The organism is Acinetobacter schindleri CIP 107287 (assembly GCF_000368625.1).
Taxonomy (GTDB): domain Bacteria; phylum Pseudomonadota; class Gammaproteobacteria; order Pseudomonadales; family Moraxellaceae; genus Acinetobacter; species Acinetobacter schindleri.
On the sequence record NZ_KB849574.1, the window covers coordinates 178,718 to 199,396 of the forward strand.

Here is a 20,679-nt window from a genome sequence, read left to right on the forward strand (position 1 = left end):
CAATCTTTCAAACTTATGGACGTTTCGTTAGAACTTCGTCCACGAGACCATATTCTTTCGCTTGCTGAGCAGTCATGAAGTTATCACGGTCAGTATCACGCGCGACTTTATCAAAGTCCTGGCCACTGTGTTCTGCCATCAGACGGTTTAAACGCTCTCTGATAAACAGGATTTCACGGGCATGGATTTCAATATCAGATGCCTGACCTTTAAAACCACCCAATGGCTGATGAATCATGACACGGGCATTTTCGAGGCAATAACGTTTGCCTTTTGCGCCCGCATTTAGCAGAAATGCACCCATTGAGGCAGCCTGACCCATACAATAAGTCACAACATCCGGCTTAATAAATTGCATGGTATCGTAAATTGCCATACCTGCAGTCACCGAACCACCTGGCGAGTTAATATATAGATGAATATCCTTGTCAGGATTTTCAGCTTCTAAAAACAGCATTTGTGCAACAATCAAGTTGGCCATGTTGTCTTCAACTTCACCAGTCAAGAAAATTACCCGCTCACGTAAAAGACGTGAATAAATATCAAAAGAACGCTCACCACGAGATGATTGTTCTACCACCATTGGAACTAAAGCGTTTTCAATCGCTGGAACATACATACGTTTATTTATTCCTAAATTTTTTGTGACTTAACCCATAATTACAATATGAGGGATAATGATCTAAATTGCAAAATATTCGCCATGAATTCCATGATATTTTTTGCATTAGTTTTGTGAAAAACGGATTAGGTCATAGAAAGCTAAAGTATTAAAAAAAGGCGCTTAAAGCGCCTTTTTTATGACCAGCTAAACTTAGCCTTGTTGGCGAGCTTGCTGAGCTTTTAATAGGTCTTCATAGCTAACCTTAGTGTCAGTCACTTTAGCAGCAGCTAGGATGTGATCAACAACTTGGTCTTCAAGAACAACTGCTTCGATTTGAGCACGTTGTTGCTTGTCATTTTTGAAGTATTCAATCACTTCAGCAGGATCTTCATAAGAAGAAGCCATGTCTTCGATGTAAGCTTCTACACGTGCTTGATCAACTTCGATTTTCGCGTCAGCAAGTACTTTACTTACCAACACGCCAAGTTTCACTGATTTTTCAGCTTGCTCTTTAAACAGTTCGTCTGGAAGCATGCTTGAATCAAATGCTTTCGCGCCTTGAGCACCAAACTGTTGAGTGAACTGCTGGATCATTTGTTGACGTTGACGGTCAACTTCTTGAGCAAGCATCGCAGCTGGAATTTCAACTTCGTTTGCAGCTACAAGTGCATCAAAAGTTGCGCCTTTCACCTGGTTGCGAAGACCGTTTTTCACTTCACGTTCCATGTTTTTACGAACGTCAGCTTTCAGTTTTTCAACGCCTTCTTCTTCAGTTAAACCGAAAATTTTAAGGAATTCAGCATCAATTTCTGGAAGTTTTTGCTTTTCAACAAGTTTCACAGTGATTTTGAATTGAGCTTGTTTACCCGCAAGGTTTTCAGCTTGGTAGTCTTCTGGGAAAGTTACATCGATAACTTTCTCTTCGCCTTTCTTCATGCCGATGATGCCATCTTCGAAGCCAGGAATCATACGACCAGAACCTAAAACAAGTTTAAAGTCTTCTGCAGAACCGCCTTCAAATTTTTCGCCATCAACTGAACCTTCGAAATCGAAAGTTACTTGCATGTCTTTTTTCGCCATGCCTTTAGTTTCAGCCCAAGCAGCACGTTGTTTTTGAAGATTTTCGATCATCTTCTCAACGTCTTTGTCGTTTACTTCAGCTTCGTTGCGCTCAACTTCAAGGCCTTCAAACTTCACTTCAACTTCTGGGTAAACTTCAACAGTTGCTTCATAAACTAAAGCATCATCTTTCATTTCAGTTTTTTCGATGTTTGGCATACCAACAGCGTTGATTTTCTCTTGTTGGATTGCTTCAAAAACTGTATCACGAATGATGTCGTTAACAACTTCTTGGTAAATACCAGCGCCGTATTCACGACGAATAACGTTCAAAGGCACTTTACCAGGACGGAAGCCGTTGATCTTCGCAGTTTTAGCAGTGCGTTTTAAACGAGCTTCAAATTGCTCATTAATTCGGCTCGTCGGTACAGAAACATTTAAACGACGGGCAACGCCCGAAACCGCTTCAGAAGTTACTTGCATGGCTTCCTCTATATATTTGGTAATAACAGGTTATAAAAAAATGTGCCACATTATATGACATCATTTAAAGATATACAAAACATACAGCCTTGTTACAGTTTTTAGAACCGATTTCTTCACATTATTCCTATTTATGCGATGAATTATTCATTTGATTAAAATATCTATATACACCTTGTTGCAAATGATAAATATTATCATTAATATTGCAAAAATTTGATACACAACTCTAATTTTATCTCCATTATTCTGGAATCTTGGTTATGCGCACTTTCAATCTTCGCCCTCTTGCAGTGGCTATCCTTGGGGTCACATCATCCTCAGTATTTGCTGAAACAACATTAACGCCTACAACAACACATCAAATGTCGACGATTGTCGTTTCTGCAGCAGGTTTTGAACAAGAACTAAAAAATGCGCCTGCTTCAATTAGTGTGATAACCAAAGAAGATATTGAACGTAAGAATGCTACTAATATTGCTGACCTGTTGGTGGATGTCCCGGGTGTCGATGTGCGCAATGGTGTAGGCAAAACTGCGGGGTTAAATGTGAGCATCCGTGGTATGAATGCTGATGATACGCTTATCCTGATTGACGGTCGTCGCCAGACAACCTCTACCGATGTTACCCCGAATGGTTTTGGTGAAGCATCAACAGGCTTTATGCCACCCCTTTCAGCCATTGAGCGTATTGAAGTCATTCGTGGGCCTATGTCGACCCTCTACGGTTCAGATGCCATGGGTGGTGTGATTAACATCATTACCAAAAAAGTTTCAGACGAATGGAATGGGAACGTTACTGTCAGTGGTAACGTTATGGAGCATGGCGCTGAAGCAGATTCATGGAAAACCAGTTTCTTGGTAAATGGTCCATTGGTCAATGATGTGCTTGGTCTGCAACTTCGTGGTAGTTATTATGACCGGGGTCAGTCTGAGCGTGTCGAAGGTTCAACAGGTCGAGATCCACGCCCGACCACCGCACATAATTATGATGTAGGCGGTAAACTTACATACAAAGTAGATGATCAAAATGCCTTGTGGCTTGACTCATTCTACAGCCATCAAAACTATAAGAATGAAGATAGCCGTTTAGGGACTTTAGATACTGCAACAACAGCAAATGGTTATAAAGATAAATTAATTTTTGATCGTACCCAGTTTGCAATCGGGCATGATGGCGACTATAGCTTTGGTCAGTGGAATACTTATATCAGCCACTCAGAAACTGAAACCAAAGGTCGTACGATACCTTCGGCTGCATTACCTGTCGGAAATGCACAAATTGGTGCAGATCGTGTGTTAAAAAATACCGATTTAATTGCAGACAGCCATATTATTTCAACTTTGGGTGCGCATAAGCTGACCGTGGGTACGGAATACAAAGAGCAAACCAATAAAGATAATATCGCCCTGTATTCGACTGGTGTAGACGAATTCGATAAAAAATCCTGGTCAGTTTATGCTGAAGATGAATGGCGTCTTTTGGATAGTTTAAGTTTAACCTATGGCGGTCGTTTTGAAGATCACTCCGGTTTTGGCGGTCATTTTAGTCCACGTGCATATCTTGTCTGGAATACCAACGACATGCTGACTGTGAAAGGTGGTGTAAGTACAGGTTATAAAGCACCTTCCGCGAAAGCCCTCTACGATGGCGTTGTTGGCCTCAGTGGACAGGGACAAAACCTGACATTTGGTAATCCTGACTTAAAGCCTGAAACTTCAACCAACTATGAATTAGGTTTTAATTTACAGCCGACAGATGATATTAATTTTACGGCAACCGGTTTTTACAACCAGATTAAAGATGCGATTGTTTCAGAGAATCTTCCTGTATCCGCTGAATGCTTGACTGCAAGCTCATGTTCAACCAGCGTGAATGCGAATAAAGCCAAAGTTTATGGTGCAGAAGCAACTTTGCAATACAGCATTTTGCCTGAATGGGATATGAAAGCTGCCTATACCTATACCAGAAGTGAAATTACGGATGGAGAAAACGAAGGCACTTATTATAATAACCAGCCACGTAATGCCTTTAACCTCACTTCGACATGGCATCTGGTGCCTGCTGTAGACCTATGGTTACAGTACGAATATAAATCTGATCGTCAACGCTTCCTGACTACGCCAACAGCACCTGCTTCAGGTTTAGGCTCAAGCGACTATGAAGAATATAAATTATTTGGTGACAAGTTAGCGGGCTATAGCATATTCAACCTCGGTGCAAGTTATACCGTTAGCGATCAATTACGTCTGAATATGGCCGTGAACAATTTGCTAGACAAAGATTTTACCGAAGGTGCAAAATCATATGAATATTTAGACAACCGTGGTCGTCTACAAACTGCTACCGGTTATAAATATTTAGATATCGGTTCTAGTACAACAGGTACTTATATTCCAGGCCGTAACTACTGGTTATCTGTTTCATATGATTTCTAATCATATCTAGTCAATAAAAAACCTGCTGCGGCAGGTTTTTTTGTATTTTGAAAATTCTTATAAAATCCCTATTTCATGTATATAAAAAATCCCCATTAAAAAGACTTTAAACACTTATTTCTCCGATATTTATTAAATTCATTAGCTTAGATATATTTTGTTACACTATTACATTTACATTTCCAAGTTTAGCCTAGCTAAACATTGCCAAAACCAATAACAAAAACAAACATTAAACAAATAAGAATAATTATTATTCGCACATCACAAATTACATGATTTAAGTATTCCATGTCATTCATCAAGTCACGTAAAAAAATCGTTTCTTCTGCGATCGCTTCTTCTCTTTCCATGATCGCAGTAAACGCTGTTGCTGAAGAAAAAGTTGTTCAACTTGAAACTATTCATCAAGAAATTGCTGCTGAAAAACAACAAAGCTTAAAAGTAGATAATTCTGCCAATAAAAAATTTGTTGCACCTTTATTAGATACCCCGAAATCAGTATCTGTCATTTCTAAACAAATGATTGAGGATACTCAAGTTACTACTCTTGCTGACGCTTTACGTACTGTACCAGGTATTACCCTTGGTGCCGGTGAAGGTGGCAACCCGAATGGTGATCGTCCATTTATCCGTGGTTATAACTCTGAAAGCTCAATGTATGTAGATGGAATTCGTAGTGCAACTTCGCAAAATCGTGAAATGTTTGCTGTAGAACAGGTTGAAGTCACCAAAGGTTCGGCTTCTGCTATGGGCGGTGCAGGGACCACTGGTGGTAGCATCAACATGATCTCTAAGGTTGCTAAAGCTGGTGATTCTTTAGAAGGTTCAGTTGCTGGCGGTACGGATAATTACCAACGTATTAACTTAGATGGTAACAAAGATTTTGGTAATGGCATTGCCGCACGTGTGGCGGTGATGGGTCATCATAATGAAAAAGCCGGTCAAAAAGACGGTACTGAATATAAACGTGCAGGTATTGCGCCAAGTATTACTTTTGGCCTGGATACCCCTACCCGTGCAACCTTAAGTTATTACTACTTAAAAACTGATGACACGCCAGATTCAGGTGTACCTTATAACAATCCATTTGGTGCCCCAGCTGCTGGTGCAACAGACAATAGACCTTTAAATGGCAATGGTAAACCAATTAATGTTAAACAAGGCGTTTACTATGGTTGGGAAGATCGCGACTTCCAAAAACAGGAAAATCAAATCGGTACGATCAAACTTGAACATGATTTAACCGACAATCTGACAATTTCCAATACTGCTAGCTACAGTAAATCTAAAAATGATTACCTGTGGACCAATCCTGATGACTCAAAAGGTAACATTTATCTAAATAATAGTGTTTTTGCACGTGCAAATTCACGTGTAGCTGATACAGATACTTTTACAGATCAATTAGCACTTACAGGTAAATTCAATACTGGCTCACTACAACATAGCTTTAACTTGGGTGCCGAATATTCTGACCAAGAAAATGACCGTACTCAGTACATTATCAATGGCTTAAATGCTACTGGTAGTGCCTATCAAACATGTCCTGATAGTGCACCAGCTGGTTGGTGTACTCCAGTTCAAAATCCCAACCGAGGCCCATGGACTGGCACAATTAGTACAGAGGGCGCTGATCAATACAACACAAGAACCAAATCTACCTCGATCTATTTCTTAGACAGTATTGAATTTAATCCTCAATGGATTTTGGATCTAGGTCTTCGTTGGGATAAATTTGATACAGAGCAAACCATGACTTATGGCGCGAATAACGCTGCAACAAAGCCAACAACCGTAGATGGTGTTGTCATTCCTCCTAAGAAGAATGTTGGTGACCAAAACACGGTAACAAGCGATACCGACTTTTTCACCTACCAAGCAGGGGTAACTTTCAAACCTGTTGAAAATGGTTCAATCTATGCAAGCTATGCAACTTCAGCTAACCCAGTTGGTGTTGATGCAGGTGATGGCTCTGAAGGTATCGGAGAGGCTTACAGTAACCTTGACCCAGAAGAAAGCCGTACTTTTGAAGTGGGTACAAAATGGGATTTATTCGATGATCGCTTGAATTTAACCGCTGCGATTTTCCGTACTGAAAAACAGAATGCCCGTATCCAGCTTGATTCAACCACCTATGCAAATATCGGCGAAAGTAAAGTAGACGGTTTTGAACTTGGTTTGAACGGTAACATCACGGATAAATGGGCAGCTTCTCTAGGTTACACCTACTTAGATAGTGAACAAACAGATCCAGGTCCATCTTGTACACGTGCTGGTGTGTGCACCTACCCGAATGCTGCAAAAGGCAAACGCTTACCAAATGTTCCTGAAAACAGTGCAACTCTTTGGACGACTTATGACCTAACCCCTGCTTTCACAGTTGGTGCGGGTGCAGTTGCCATGGATAAAGTTTACGGTAATGCCGACAACACTAGATACGTTCCAGGTTATGTTCGCTACGATGCAATGGCGCGTTATAACGTGAATCAAAATGTTGACCTGCAGTTGAATGTAAACAATCTGACTGATCAACGTTATTTCACTAAAGCTTATGCATCTCACTATGCAACTGAAGCAGAAGGTCGCAATGCAGTCCTTTCTCTAAACTTTAAATACTAAATTTTCGCTTCTTCCCTATTTAAAGATAGCCTCATTCATGAGGCTATCTTTATTTCTGTCCTATATATCAAGGACTACTTGAACATACTGTTTTTAACACCTGTTAGTTATCTTATTTAAGTCATGGCTTAAAACCTCAAGAAAATATAGACCTTACCTTTTTTCTATAGAAATCCTGAATCAAATTCTAAAATTTAAACAGTAATTCCATGCACAAAGTTATAACAATGACTAAATTCAATATTGTTAATGATAATTATTATCACTACAATTCGCAAAATTGTTAAAGGCCATAACAATAACTCCATAATTGCTGCTATTTGATGAACTCGAGCATATCAAGGTGGTAAGGGAAATATTATTTAATTCAGGAATTTCGCAATATGGCGCATATCAAAAGCCGGAAAAATCATTATAAGACTTCATTGGTCGCACTTGCTGCAACTCTGCCTCTCATCGCTCATGCGGATAACACCACCAATGAAGGCGTTATTCAGCTTCCAGAAATTACGGTTAAAAACAAAACTGTAAGTGAATATAAAGTAGATCAATTAAGCTCTGTTAAATCTAGCCAAGCTTTGGTAGATACGCCGCAAACTGTTTCGATTATCAACAAAAATTTATTAAAAGAACAAGGTGCGACTACCTTGGTTGAAGCTCTGCGTAATACACCAGGAATTACCTTACAACTGGGTGAAAATGGCAATACCAGTGCTGGCGATGCCTTCCAGATGCGCGGCTTTTCAACTCAAAGCTCCACCTATCTGGATGGCATTCGTGACCTCGGCGCTGTAAGTCGTGATGTGTTTAACCTGGAACAGGTGGAAGTCGTAAAAGGCCCTGCGAGTGCCGAAGGTGGGCGTGGTACGGCGTCTGGTTATGTGAATCTGGTCAGCAAATTGCCTCATTTGGAAAACAGTCGTGAAGTCTCTGCCACCTACAATACGGCTGAACATACGCGTCTTGCCACTGACATTAATCAGGCCATTAATGACAGCGTTGCTGTCCGTTTAAATGCAATGGGTCAAGATGGCGGTGTAGAAGGCCGCGACTTTATCCAGAATCAAGGCTGGGCTGTTGCCCCTTCTATCGCCTTTGGTCTGGATAGCGATACTCGTTTATATCTTTACTCACAACACATTCGTCAGCGTAATATCCCGGATGGCGGTATTCCGACTATTGGCATGCAAGGTTTCTGGAATGCAGATCCCCTAATCGCCAGCGCACCTAAAGTAGACCGTGAAAATTATTATGGCCATGCAGATGACCATGAAGATGTCGATGCCGATATGTATACAGCCAAAATCGAAAGTGACTGGGCTGAAAATCTGAAATTTACCAATATTACCCGTCTAGGCAATACCCATATGCAGCGCACTTTGACGGGGATTAATAGCCTTTCAAGAAATGACTCTACCCATCCTCAAGACTGGACAGTAAGCCGTTCACGCCAGGGCGTCGATCAGGAAAATAAAATTCTGGCTAATCAGAGCACGGTGAACTGGAATATCAAAACCGGTTCAGTGGAGCATGATATGGTCGCTGGTGTAGAACTATTAAAAGAACAGCAACATTCCAGAACACTGGCTACACAAATGCCAGGGCAGCCTACTAACAGTACGCCACCCGCAAATCTATATCATCCTGACCGTCACCAGAATCTGCCTGATCCTGTGTATACGGGCGCTTATTCAGATGGTGAAACCCAGACGGCGGCTGCTTATCTTTTTGATACGCTCAAGTTCGGTGAACGTTTTCAACTCAATGGTGGCGTCCGTGTCGATTATTACGATACCAACTACGATGCATTGGGTTACTCAACCGACAGCAATACCTTGGCAGTGACTGAAACCAAAACAGATTTAAAAGCCCATGACACTTTATTCAGCTGGAAGCTCGGTGGTTTATATAAGCCAACCGCCTACAGCAGTGTCTATGCATCTTATGCCAAATCCCTGACACCACCGGGTAGCAGTAACTTTAGCCTTTCATCCACAGGAATAAACAGCTCAGCCGCAGACCCTCAAGAAACTCATCATTATGAAATTGGCACCAAATGGGATCTGCTAGAGGGTGATCTGGCTTTAAATGCTGCGGCATACTACACCGAAAATGAAAACCAGTTTACCCAAGATCCAATTACCCGCGAGTCTGTTCAGGAAGGTAAAACTACAGTTAAAGGAATCGAATTGGGTGCTGTCGGTAAAATTACTGATGCCTGGAATATTTCAGCAGGTGTTGCCCATATGAAAATCGAGCAAAAAGACCAGTTCAGTGTCAACTCCAACACGGGTGTAGTGACCCAGACCAATAGTGTACGTTGGTCACCTGAATGGACCGCTTCTTTATGGACGACCTATAACATTGCTGGTTTAAAACTGGGCTTGGGCGCACGTTATGTGGATGAGCAAAAACGTGTGATTACCGATAGTATTGCAGCAGCGAATATGCCAAGTATTCCAAGCTATGTGGTATTTGATGCTATGGCCGGTTATACCTTTAATGACCAAACTTCCTTAAACCTGAATGTTTATAATCTGGCAGATAAAGAGTACATCAGCACGCTGAATAATGGAGGTGGCCGTGTGATCTTAGGCCAACCACGTTCAGCAGCTTTAACCCTGAACTATAAATTTTAATTCAGCTTTTATCTCTATCTATCAATATCGTGTATTCTCTTGAATGCACGATATTTTCAATTGCAGGAATGCTTTTAAAATGATGTTACATATCCCGGCAGTATTAAGCAAAGCACAAGTTGCCGAACTGAGACAACAACTTGATACCTCAGAACATTGGATCAATGGGCAACTCAGTGCCGGGAGTCAGGCACAGAAAATCAAAAAAAACCTGCAGCTGGATTCTTCGTCTGCCCTGTATCAGCAGATTAGCCCTATCATTTTACAGGCGCTTAAAAGTCATCATTTAATTACCTCTGCTGCCCTGCCGAAACATATCCTGCCGCCCCTGTTTAACTGTTATCAGGATTCAGGTACCTATCGCAATCATGTGGATAATGCCATTCATTATTCTCCCCTACTTGGACAGCGCATTCGTACTGATGTGTCACTGACTTTATTTTTATCTGAAATCGATGAATATGAAGGTGGCGAGCTGGTCGTTGAAGACCAGTATGGCTGCCATGAAGTGAAACTGGACGCTGGTGATGTGATTGTTTATCCATCGACCAGCCTGCATCGGGTTGAACCGGTAACTCAAGGTAAACGTATAGCAGCTGTCACCTGGATTCAAAGTATGGTTCGGGAAGATGCCAAACGTAGCATGCTATTTGATCTGGATATGACCATTATCAAACTGCGTCAGCAAATTGGCGATACGCAAGAAGTCTTGCAGCTGACCCATCATTATCACAACCTGATTCGTCAATGGGGTGACTTATAATGTCGCAGGACCCAATCGCACCACTGACCCAGATTCCCGCCTACTTACAAACCATTGCCGACTATGAAATGGAGGCAAAAAAACATCTGTCCAGTATGATCTGGGATTATCTGCAAGGTGGTTCTATGGATGAAGTCAGTGTCCGGGATAATCTACAGCAGTTTCAGGATATTCAGTTATTACCTCGAATGCTGAAGGACCTGAGCCAAGGCAGTACTGAAATTGAAATTTTTGGACAGAAATTTCCGCATCCGATTTTCCTGGCACCGATTGGACATCAGCAGCAGTTTCATCCTGAAGCCGAAGTCGCTTCTGCACTTGCGGCAGAAGTCATGGGCAGCAATATCATTCTCAGCACTTTTACGAATACCGATATGCGGGCACTCAAGCAGGATAATCCTCGCAAATGGTTCCAGCTTTACTGGCAAGGGAATCGAGAAAAATCTTTGGCTTTGGTGAAAATAGCTGAAGCACACCATTATACGGCGCTGGTAATTACCGTGGATTCACCACATACCGGCATCCGTGATCGTGAACGTCGTGCTTTTTTCCATTTACCGAAAGACATGCAGCACCCGCATACACCAGCACATATTCCCCTGCCAGAATTAAAAGAAGGTGATCATCCGGTCTTTCATGGGCTGATGAAAATTGCTCCGACTTGGGAAGATATTGTCTGGATGGTAAAGCAGACCCATTTACCGGTCATTCTAAAAGGAATCGTGCATCCTCAGGATGCCCAGCTGGCGATTCAGCATGGGGTAAAAGGTCTGATCATTTCCAATCATGGCGGCCGGGTACTGGATACCTGCATTTCTCCACTGATTGCCCTACAACTAATTAAGAAGGTAGTGCCAGCAGATTTTCCTCTGCTTTATGATGGCGGTATTCGCCGAGGTTCGGATATCTTCAAGGCGATTGCCTTAGGGGCTTCTGCGGTGCTGATTGGTCGTCCTTATATTTATGGACTGGCGACTGCCGGAGCTTTAGGCGTAGCACATGTGATTAAAATCCTCAAAGAAGAATTTGAAATCACCATGGCGCTAATGGGAACAGCAACAGTAACTGAAATTCAGCCGGGCTGTGTGTTGAATAGAATTGATTAATTAGGATTTAGTTGAAAATAAAGATGAAGTTTCAAGAAGTCGGAAGTGCTATGTTCTACTTCTTGAACTATTATTTAAGACCATCTTAAATATTTTATATCTCGATAATTATTATCAATTAAAACTAAACTAGACCCATATTTTATCAATTTGTAGCAAAAACATAGAGTTAATCCTCCACCCTCTGATCCTTTCATCTATTTTTAAAATTGATTAAATTTTATTCATCGCCAATATCAATTCAGAAAGGATAGCAACGATAACAATAATAATTATTATTTGCGAATCCAAACTTAAAAATAAAAAAGAACTATGATGAGCCAGATAAAATCTCGTAAAAAAATCGTTTCTTCAGCAATCGTTTCTTCCCTTTCTCTTGCATCCGCACATGCAATTGCCCAAGAAAACGTGGTGCAGCTTGAAACCATCCGTCAGGAAGTGCAAGTGGAATCTGTGCCAGGTTTAAAAATCGATCAGTCGACAAATAGCAAATTTGTTGCCCCTCTCCTGGATACCCCGAAATCTGTGGTTGTGATCCCTCAGCAACTGATTGAAGATACGCAGGTTACGACCTTGGCAGATGCTTTGCGTACTGTGCCGGGGATTACCCTAGGCGCGGGAGAAGGTGGTAATCCAAATGGGGATCGACCTTTTATTCGGGGTTATAACTCGGAAAGTTCGATGTATGTGGATGGTGTACGGAATTCGACTTCACAAAACCGGGAAATGTTTGCCGTTGAGCAGGTCGAAGTCACCAAAGGTTCTGCCTCTGCCATGGGCGGCGCTGGTACTACTGGCGGCAGTATTAACCTGATTTCAAAAGTGGCGAAACAGGGAGATGCGCTGGAAGGCTCCATTGCAAGTGGCACAGACATGTATGCACGTATCACTTTAGACGCTAACAAGGACTTTGATAATGGTATGGCGGCTCGTGTCGCGGTCATGGGCCATCAGAATGAAAAAGCAGGACAGCATGACGGTACAGAATACAAACGCACCGGTATTGCACCTAGCTTCAGTTTTGGTCTGGACAATGCAACGCGTGGTACTTTGAGTTATTACTATCTAAAAACTGATGATATTCCAGGCTCAGGCATTCCCTATAACAATCCGTTTGGGGCGCCTACTGGTAATAACCCTGATAACCGGCCATTAAATGGCAATGGTAAACCGATTAACGTCAAACAAGGGCAGTATTATGGCTGGAAAGATCGTGATTTCCAGAAACAGGAAAACCAGATTGGCACCCTCAAGCTGGAACATGATCTAAATGACAATTTAACCCTCAGCAATACGGCGGTATTTAACCGTTCTAAAAATGACTACCTCTGGACCAATCCTGATGATTCACGCGGAAACTTCATTTTAAATGGTAATGTCTGGGCTCGGGCCAATTCACGTATCGCAGATACCGATACCTTTACTGATTTGCTGGCTTTAACCGGTAAATTCAACACCGGTATCATCCAGCATAGCTTTAATCTGGGTGCAGAATATTCGGATCAGGATACTGAGCGTACTCAATATATTATTAACGGTCTGAATGCGACTGGCAGTTCCTATGCAGCCTGTGGTACTCCTGCCAATATTATCTTAGGTTGGTGTACCTCTGTAGACAATCCAAATCGGAGTACCTGGACGGGAACGATTAGTACGGATGGTGCAGACAGTTATCATATTGAGACAAAATCCCAATCGATCTACTTCCTGGACAGCATCGAACTGCATCCACAATGGATTGTGGATCTGGGAGTGCGCTGGGATGACTATAAGACCCAGCAAACATTAACCTATGGACGATTCAATAATGCGGTGACAGGTGCCAACAATACGCCGATTACAGCCGTTCCAGGCGATCAGCTCAGCCTTGAAAATGAAGATGACTTTATTAACTATCAGGCTGGTCTGGTCTTTAAGCCAAGAGAAAATGGCAGTATTTATATCAGCTATGCCACTTCCTCGAATCCGGTTGGCATCGATGGCGGTGATGGTTCCGAAAGTATTACTTTAGCTATTGAAAATTTAAAACCGGAAAAAGTCCGTACCATGGAACTGGGGACTAAATGGGACATTCTGGAAGACAAACTCAATTTGACCGCCGCCATTTTCCGTACTGAAAAAACCAATACCCGTTCAACCGATGCTGATGGTACCACCCGTAATATTGGAGAGACTCGTGTTGATGGAATTGAGCTAGGTATCAATGGAAATGTCACTGACAAGTGGGCAATTTCTGCAGGCTACACTTATCTGGACAGTGAAATTGTTGACGATGGTACTGCTACTAATGATGGTAATCAGGTGCAGAACGTACCGGAAAACAGTGCAACCTTGTGGACAACCTATCAGGTCATGCCCCAACTGACACTGGGTGCCGGTGCGGTGGCAATGGACAAAGTATATGGCAATGCTACCAATACCAAATTTGTTCCAGGTTATGTCCGTAACGATGCCATGGCGCGTTATCAGGTCAATTCAAATGTAGATCTACAGCTAAATGTGAATAACCTGTCCGACACACGTTATTTTACCAAAGCCTATTCTTCCCACTATGCAACTGAAGCCGAAGGTCTCAGTGCTGTATTAGGCCTACATTTTAAATACTGAGCTAGCCAATTATCATCAGATTCAGGGATAGTCTGAATTCATCAGGCTGTTCCTTATTTTTTCACCAGAATAATCTCATATATAGATTGTTCAAAACTTCTCAATAAAGTTATCATATAGAGAAATATTTTAGCCATATTGCTTAATCACAGAAAAATCCAACAAAATTAAAATAGATCAAAGAAATATTTTCCCAATTAATAACTTTATAAGAAAATCTTTTTTAAGATACGACTAAAATCCATAGAAAAAGCAAAAACTTTTCACGTTTTCTGGACTAAAATTAATCTTATAGGTTCACCATGCAGGTGTCTGGTCGATCCTGATGATCAAGACTTTAAAAAATACAGGATTGATCTTATTTACCCACACCTGCATGTAAACGAATATATAGACAAAATCTATGCTGTAGACCGAGCAACTGCTACACCAAGCGAGTATGCCAGGCTACCTAAGGAGCTCTCTCATGATGTTGGCTGATCCAAGTAAAAAATACCGTCGCATGTATCAACGTGTGGACTTACCAGACCGTCAATGGCCGAACAATGAAATCACTAAAGCGCCAATCTGGATGAGTACTGATCTGCGTGATGGTAACCAGGCGATCTTCGAGCCAATGAACATCGAGCAGAAGTTCAAAATGTTCCAGATGTTGGTAAAAATCGGTTTCAAACATATTGAAATCGGCTTTCCATCTGCATCGCAAATTGATTTCGACTTCACTCGTAAATTGATCGAAGAAGGTCATATTCCGGATGACGTCTACATCGAAGTATTGGTTCAGGCACGTGACCATTTAATCGCACGTACTTTTGAATCTTTACAAGGTGCGAAACGCGCAATCGTGCATATCTACAACTCTAATTCACCGACATTCCGTCAAAAAGTGTTGAACGTAGACGTTGAAGGTGCAAAACAGTTGGCGATTAATGCAGCGCAAAAAGTGAAAGAATACGCAGCAAAACAGCCTGAAACTGAATTTGTTTTCCAGTACAGCCCTGAATGTTTCTCTGCAACTGAATTGGAAGTGGCGAAAGACGTTTGCGACGCTGTGACTGAAATCTGGGAAGCATCTCCAGAAAACAAAGTGATCTTGAACTTGCCAGCCACTGTCGAAGTCTCTACACCCAATGTGTATGCCGACCAGGTGGAATGGATGCACCGCAACATTGAGCGTCGCGACGGCGTGATCATTTCTGTTCACTGTCATAATGACCGTGGCTGTGGGATCGCAGCGTCTGAATTAGCGATTATGGCGGGTGCTGACCGTGTCGAAGGTTGTGTATTCGGCAATGGTGAACGTACCGGTAATGTGGACGTAGCGGCAATTGCCTTGAACATGTATACCCAGGGTGTTGCACCAGAATTAGATTTCTCCAACATCAACGAAATCATCGCGACTGTTGAAGAATGTACCGGTTTGCCTGTACACCCACGTCATCCATATGCGGGCGATTTGGTGTTTACAGCATTCTCGGGTTCACATCAGGATGCGATCAAAAAAGGCTTCGAATTCCAGAAAAACCAAGAAATCTGGGATATGCCGTACTTGCCAATCGATCCGAAAGACCTGGGCCGTGACTATGACGCCGTGATTCGCGTGAATTCACAGTCAGGTAAGGGTGGTATCGCTTACTTGTTAGAATCGAACTATAACGTGACCTTGCCACGTCGTTTACAGATCGAATTCTCGCAAATCGTGCAGCAAAAAACCGATGAAGACGGTACTGAGATTTCAGCACAAGCGATCTGGACATTGTTTAAAGACACCTATGTTGATGCCAAAGATGCACATTACGCTGCCAAGAACTATAAATTGTCAGATGAAAATGGCAACCAGGTGATTGAGCTAGATGTTGAAGTCAATGGTGAAACTCAGCGCTTACGTGGTGAAGGTAACGGTCCGATCTCTGCGATCTTAGATGCCTTACAATTACCAATCGATGTCTTGAACTATGAAGAACGTAGCATCAGTTCTGGTGCCCATGCTAAAGCCTTGGCATTGGTTGAACTTCAAGTGAAAGGTACTGGTAAATCAGCCTTTGGTGCAGGTGTGCATGACAACATCGTGACCTCTTCAATTGAAGCGATTATCGCATGTACCAATCGCCTGATTGACCAGGGTGTGTTAAGCACTGAACAGGTGATTGCTGCTGCCGTCTAGACACGGTATTAGAATTAGCGATAATTCATAGCACTAAAAAGACTTTAGAAGGATACCTGCAAATGGTATCCTTTTATTTATTCATACTAAAGATTTAAGGCGAATCATTCCCGTGTCTTTTCCAGCTGACTCAGTGGGCCTTGTTGTCCCACAAAAGTTCCAATTCGAACAGCCGTTAGAGCTTGAATGCGGTCGCATCCTCCCCCGTTTTGAACTGATGGTTGAAACTTATGGCGAACTCAATGCCGATAAGTCCAATGCCATTCTGATTTGTCATGCCCTTTCCGGTCATCATCATGCTGCTGGCTATCATCATGAAGATGATAAAAAACCAGGCTGGTGGGATGCCTGTATTGGTCCAAACAAGGCAATTGATACCAATAATTTTTTTGTGGTTACCCTGAATAATATTGGTGGCTGTAATGGTTCAACAGGTCCAACTTCTCCAAACCCTGAAAATGACAACCGCCCTTATGGTCCTGATTTTCCTCTAGTGACTGTACGTGACTGGGTGAAAACCCAAGCCATGCTGTCTGACCGTCTCGGCATTGATGTATGGTATTCCGTCATCGGTGGCTCATTAGGCGGTATGCAGGCATTACAATGGTCGGTAGATTATCCAGATCGTCTGCAAAAATGTGTGATTATTGCCAGCGCACCTAAATTATCTGCACAGAACATTGCCTTTAATGAAGTCGCACGTCAGTCAATTCTGTCAGATCCGGATTTTCATAATGGCCGTTATCTGGAACACGACAGTTATCCAAAACGTGGGCTGATTCTGGCACGTATGGTCGGTCATATCACCTACTTGTCTGAAGAAGCCATGAAGCAGAAATTTGGTCGTGATTTAAAATCCGGTAAATTTATGTATGGTTTCGATGTGGAGTTCCAGGTCGAAAGCTATTTGCGCTATCAAGGTGAACAATTTAGCCGTAACTTTGATGCCAATACTTACCTGATTATGACCAAGGCGCTGGATTACTTTGATCCTTCACGTGAATACCAACAATCATTGGTAAAGGCAATGGCCCAAACCAAATGTAAATTCCTCGTGGTCTCTTTTACAACTGACTGGCGGTTCTCACCTTCACGTTCTGTTGAAATCGTAGACGCCTTAATTACCAATAATAAGCCTGTCAGCTATCTGGATATTGATGCTGAGCAAGGCCATGACTCCTTCCTGTTCCCAATTCCACTGTATGTGAAGTCATTGCGTGCCTTCCTGGGTGGTGAAGAACTGTTAAAATCAACCCCGAAGGAGACGGTGTAATGCGTATTGATCAACAACTGGCAGAACGTTGGATTAAACCGGGTTCACGCGTCCTTGACTTGGGCTGTGGTGACGGTGAATTACTGGCTCATATGAGCAAAAAGCACAATATTCGTGCATACGGATTAGAAATTGATCAAGAAAAGATTGCAATTGCAGTCAGTCGTGGGTTAAATATCATCCAGCAAGACTTAAATCTGGGATTAAGTCGTTTTGCAGACCAGTCTTTTGACTATGTTGTCATGGCACAGGCTTTGCAAGCTGTAGATGCACCGGACGTTTTATTGCGTGATATGGTGCGAGTGGGTAAACAGGCGATTATTACTTTCCCGAACTTTGCGCACTGGAAGACTCGTTCTTTCCTGGCACTAAAAGGGAAAATGCCTGTTTCGGAAGCTTTACCCTATATGTGGTATAACACACCGAACATCCACTTATGTACTTTCCGTGACTTTGAAGCACTTTGCGCGGAAAATAATATCAAAATTATTAACCGACTCGCTGTGAATGGGAATCAACAAGGCAGCATGCTCAGCAAGCACCTCCCTAATCTGTTTGGTGAAGTCGCAATTTATCGAGTGAGCGCTCTATGAAAAAATTATTACTAAGTACGACGCTACTGGCTGGACTTTTTAGCTTTCAGGCCCATGCAGACTATGTTGCTCCAACACCTTCTGTCGCAAGTCAGGCCGCACAATATTCCATCATGGACATTAATAGCCTGATTAAGGCAGCTAAGGCAGGACAGCCAGGTGCACAATTCTATTTAGCAACCAAATACCAGTATGGCAAAGACATTCAGAAAGATGAACGTCAGGCTTTTGCCTGGTATAAAGCAGCAGCCGATCAAGGTCTGGCAGTTGCTCAATTGAATGTAGGCCGTATGCTGGCAGATGGTATTGGCACCAAGAAAGATGAAACACTGGCTCGCCAGTACTTTGAAAAAGCGGCCAGCCGTGGTGATAATCGTGCCAGCTTTAACCTGGCGATGATGGAAGAGAAAAAGAAAAACTATATGGGTGCTTATCAGTGGTATGAACTCTCTACCCGTGACGGCATGCTGGACAATAAAGTGATTACTTTATCTGAAGGCAAGAAAACTGCATTGGCAGCCAACTTGACCCAGGAACAGATCCGTCAGGCACGTGATCGTGCAGACCGTTGGATTCAGGCACAATAAGCTGGATCTGCAAAAGAGCACCTTCGGGTGCTTTTTTATGGCCTGAAAACTGTAGCAAGTTGCTACACTACATATATGTAATTTGAAAGATGAGTAATTGATATGGCTTCAACTGACTGGTTATCCCAAGGCACACTGGTACTGGCAAGTAATAACAAGGGCAAGATTGCAGAATTTGAAAAGATGTTTGCAGAACTCAAACTTCCAGTTGAAGTTATTCCTCAAGGTAAGCTGCATATTGAAGACGCAATTGAAGATGGTTTGAGCTTTGTTGAAAATGCCATTATCAAGGCACGTCATGCATCACGTATTTCTGGCAAACCTGCGATTGCTGATGATTCAGGGATTTGTGTACCAGTTCTGGGCGGTGCGCCTGGGATCTACTCTGCACGTTATGCGGGTGAACATGGTGATGATGCAGCGAACAATGAAAAATTACTGGCTGACCTGAAACCACTGCGTAACGACGGTGAACCGATTGAAGGCATGTTTGTGTGTGTACTGGCTTTAGTTCAACATGCCGAAGACCCTCTACCACAAATCTTCCAGGGCATCTGGAAAGGTGAGATCTTGGAAGCAGCCCGTGGTGAAAATGGCTTTGGCTATGATCCGCTGTTCTGGTTACCTGAACTGGGTATTGCGAGTGCGGAAATGAGCAAGGAAGAGAAAAATAAAATTAGTCACCGTGGTCAGGCAATGCAGCTATTTAAAGCGAGTCTGGAAAAGTAAGTTTCATCTCTCATGGCTCCCTCTCCCGTTGGGAGAGGGCTGGGGTGAGGGATTTAAAATGCATCTTATTCTCTCTCGGGGAAAAGGACTTTTCTGATATTTTTATAAACCCGGCACCAACGCATGCACCACCACTCCATATACGCCGATCAAGATCGCACTGGCAATCGTTCCTGAAGCAATATATTTCGCTGAATAACCTGTGCCTTGATAATGGGTTTCTAGTGCCACAATATTGGCTGCTGGTGGAAGTAGGAAGTACATCATTAAAACAGCATAAGTTAGTATTTGATGCGGAATTGGCAATAAGAAATAAGCACCTGCTGCCAGTCCTAAAGCCAGAATAAAGCGACCACTAATCAAGATTAAACTACGGGTCAAATCACTCAGCTGAATCCGGACATGACGGAGCCACATGCCTAGAATACACATGCCAGCAAAGGTCACCAGAAACTTGTTCGCGGCATAGCCCCACTGAATCACTGGATGCGATTCATAAGCACTAAAATCCCAAGATGATAAAACTGCTGCAACCGTCAGTGCAATCACCGGTGGAGACTTCAGCATATTTTTAATTATGAATTGCGGTGTCTGCTTTTCAGCACTCACTGCTACAACTGCACTGACATTTCCAAATAAAGAACCGCCGATATATAAGGCAACAATGGTATTTAAAGCATCAGGACCAAATAACGCCAAGGCAAAAGGAAATCCCAGCCAGACACCATTCAAATAACTAAAACATAGTGCACGTAATTTATCTTTGGAGAAAAAGTAGAACAGGCCGAACAGAAACAGCGAGCTAAAGATACTAAAGCCAATCAGCCACAAGCTACCCTGCTTATAGAACACCATGTTGTAAATTATAATCAACGGGATCAGCAGACGAGCCAGTAAAGCGGCTATAAATGGACGAACCGGCTTTAAATAATGGATGCCCCAGAATCCAATCAGAAATGAGATAAGTGGTAGGAGCAGTGCCATAAAGAATATAAAGTGAGGAGTAGTAGAT

The 20,679-nt window shown here is 42.5% G+C and carries 14 protein-coding genes; 11 read left to right on the forward strand and 3 right to left on the reverse strand.

What is annotated here, in order from left to right:
- Positions 1 to 13 precede the first annotated feature (13 nt).
- Together clpP and tig are read right to left on the reverse strand one after the other, a co-directional pair.
- The gene (gene clpP / locus F955_RS01080; RefSeq protein ID WP_004813202.1) at positions 14 to 619 is read right to left on the reverse strand and encodes an ATP-dependent Clp endopeptidase proteolytic subunit ClpP; all 606 of its coding nucleotides are present in this window, start codon (positions 617 to 619) and stop codon (positions 14 to 16) included.
- A gap of 195 nt (positions 620 to 814) precedes the next feature.
- Entirely contained in the window at positions 815 to 2,146 is a 1,332-nt protein-coding gene (tig, locus tag F955_RS01085; protein ID WP_004890158.1) for a trigger factor, read from the reverse strand.
- A gap of 263 nt (positions 2,147 to 2,409) precedes the next feature.
- Here tig and F955_RS01090 point away from each other — a divergent pair, with 263 nt between their 5' ends.
- The 11 genes from F955_RS01090 (at position 2,410) to rdgB (ending at position 19,667) form a co-directional block, all read left to right on the forward strand.
- Complete coding sequence (locus tag F955_RS01090; RefSeq protein ID WP_004890160.1) at positions 2,410 to 4,584, forward strand: TonB-dependent receptor domain-containing protein; 2,175 nt, start codon at positions 2,410 to 2,412, stop codon at positions 4,582 to 4,584.
- 291 nt (positions 4,585 to 4,875) lie between these two features.
- Complete coding sequence (locus tag F955_RS01095; protein ID WP_004890163.1) at positions 4,876 to 7,206, forward strand: TonB-dependent receptor; 2,331 nt, start codon at positions 4,876 to 4,878, stop codon at positions 7,204 to 7,206.
- 383 nt (positions 7,207 to 7,589) lie between these two features.
- On the forward strand, positions 7,590 to 9,845 hold the full coding sequence (locus F955_RS01100) for a catecholate siderophore receptor Fiu (protein WP_004890164.1): 2,256 nt from the start codon (positions 7,590 to 7,592) through the stop codon (positions 9,843 to 9,845).
- A 79-nt stretch (positions 9,846 to 9,924) separates the two neighbouring features.
- Positions 9,925 to 10,608 (forward strand): Fe2+-dependent dioxygenase, encoded by a 684-nt coding sequence (locus tag F955_RS01105; protein ID WP_004890168.1) that lies wholly within the window; start codon positions 9,925 to 9,927, stop codon positions 10,606 to 10,608.
- Positions 10,608 to 11,714, forward strand: a complete 1,107-nt coding sequence (locus tag F955_RS01110; RefSeq protein WP_004890172.1) for an alpha-hydroxy acid oxidase — start codon at positions 10,608 to 10,610, stop codon at positions 11,712 to 11,714. The genes F955_RS01105 and F955_RS01110 overlap by 1 nt, the downstream gene beginning before the upstream one ends.
- A gap of 315 nt (positions 11,715 to 12,029) precedes the next feature.
- Positions 12,030 to 14,321 carry a TonB-dependent receptor gene (locus F955_RS01115; RefSeq protein ID WP_017401528.1) on the forward strand — a complete coding sequence of 764 codons (2,292 nt, stop codon included), beginning with the start codon at positions 12,030 to 12,032 and terminating at the stop codon, positions 14,319 to 14,321.
- A 466-nt stretch (positions 14,322 to 14,787) separates the two neighbouring features.
- The gene (leuA, locus tag F955_RS01120) at positions 14,788 to 16,485 is read left to right on the forward strand and encodes a 2-isopropylmalate synthase (protein WP_034429501.1); all 1,698 of its coding nucleotides are present in this window, start codon (positions 14,788 to 14,790) and stop codon (positions 16,483 to 16,485) included.
- A gap of 112 nt (positions 16,486 to 16,597) precedes the next feature.
- Complete coding sequence (metX, locus tag F955_RS01125) at positions 16,598 to 17,758, forward strand: homoserine O-succinyltransferase MetX (RefSeq protein ID WP_004890181.1); 1,161 nt, start codon at positions 16,598 to 16,600, stop codon at positions 17,756 to 17,758.
- Positions 17,758 to 18,351 (forward strand): methionine biosynthesis protein MetW, encoded by a 594-nt coding sequence (gene metW, locus F955_RS01130; RefSeq protein WP_004890183.1) that lies wholly within the window; start codon positions 17,758 to 17,760, stop codon positions 18,349 to 18,351. The genes metX and metW overlap by 1 nt, the downstream gene beginning before the upstream one ends.
- Complete coding sequence (locus tag F955_RS01135; protein ID WP_004813225.1) at positions 18,348 to 18,938, forward strand: tetratricopeptide repeat protein; 591 nt, start codon at positions 18,348 to 18,350, stop codon at positions 18,936 to 18,938. The genes metW and F955_RS01135 overlap by 4 nt, the downstream gene beginning before the upstream one ends.
- 102 nt (positions 18,939 to 19,040) lie before the next feature.
- Positions 19,041 to 19,667: an RdgB/HAM1 family non-canonical purine NTP pyrophosphatase gene (gene rdgB / locus F955_RS01140; RefSeq protein WP_004890188.1), complete on the forward strand. Its 627-nt coding sequence runs from the start codon at positions 19,041 to 19,043 to the stop codon at positions 19,665 to 19,667.
- Between the two features lie 102 nt (positions 19,668 to 19,769).
- On the opposite strand, the gene F955_RS01145 is transcribed toward rdgB, so the two are convergent.
- Entirely contained in the window at positions 19,770 to 20,651 is an 882-nt protein-coding gene (locus F955_RS01145) for an AEC family transporter (protein ID WP_004890190.1), read from the reverse strand.
- Positions 20,652 to 20,679: the final 28 nt, after the last annotated feature.

Excerpts from the sequence above, each read along its gene's own strand:
- F955_RS01135 (WP_004813225.1), top strand. The coding sequence starts at position 18,348 with ATGAAAAAATTATTACTAAGTACGACGCTACTGGCTGGACTTTTTAGC.
- metW (WP_004890183.1), top strand. The coding sequence starts at position 17,758 with ATGCGTATTGATCAACAACTGGCAGAACGTTGGATTAAACCGGGTTCA.
- rdgB (WP_004890188.1), top strand. The coding sequence starts at position 19,041 with ATGGCTTCAACTGACTGGTTATCCCAAGGCACACTGGTACTGGCAAGT.
- F955_RS01100 (WP_004890164.1), top strand. The coding sequence starts at position 7,590 with ATGGCGCATATCAAAAGCCGGAAAAATCATTATAAGACTTCATTGGTC.
- F955_RS01115 (WP_017401528.1), top strand. The coding sequence starts at position 12,030 with ATGAGCCAGATAAAATCTCGTAAAAAAATCGTTTCTTCAGCAATCGTT.
- F955_RS01110 (WP_004890172.1), top strand. The coding sequence starts at position 10,608 with ATGTCGCAGGACCCAATCGCACCACTGACCCAGATTCCCGCCTACTTA.
- F955_RS01090 (WP_004890160.1), top strand. The coding sequence starts at position 2,410 with ATGCGCACTTTCAATCTTCGCCCTCTTGCAGTGGCTATCCTTGGGGTC.
- clpP (WP_004813202.1), bottom strand. The coding sequence starts at position 619 with ATGTATGTTCCAGCGATTGAAAACGCTTTAGTTCCAATGGTGGTAGAA.
- F955_RS01145 (WP_004890190.1), bottom strand. The coding sequence starts at position 20,651 with ATGGCACTGCTCCTACCACTTATCTCATTTCTGATTGGATTCTGGGGC.
- leuA (WP_034429501.1), top strand. The coding sequence starts at position 14,788 with ATGATGTTGGCTGATCCAAGTAAAAAATACCGTCGCATGTATCAACGT.
- F955_RS01105 (WP_004890168.1), top strand. The coding sequence starts at position 9,925 with ATGATGTTACATATCCCGGCAGTATTAAGCAAAGCACAAGTTGCCGAA.
- F955_RS01095 (WP_004890163.1), top strand. The coding sequence starts at position 4,876 with ATGTCATTCATCAAGTCACGTAAAAAAATCGTTTCTTCTGCGATCGCT.
- tig (WP_004890158.1), bottom strand. The coding sequence starts at position 2,146 with ATGCAAGTAACTTCTGAAGCGGTTTCGGGCGTTGCCCGTCGTTTAAAT.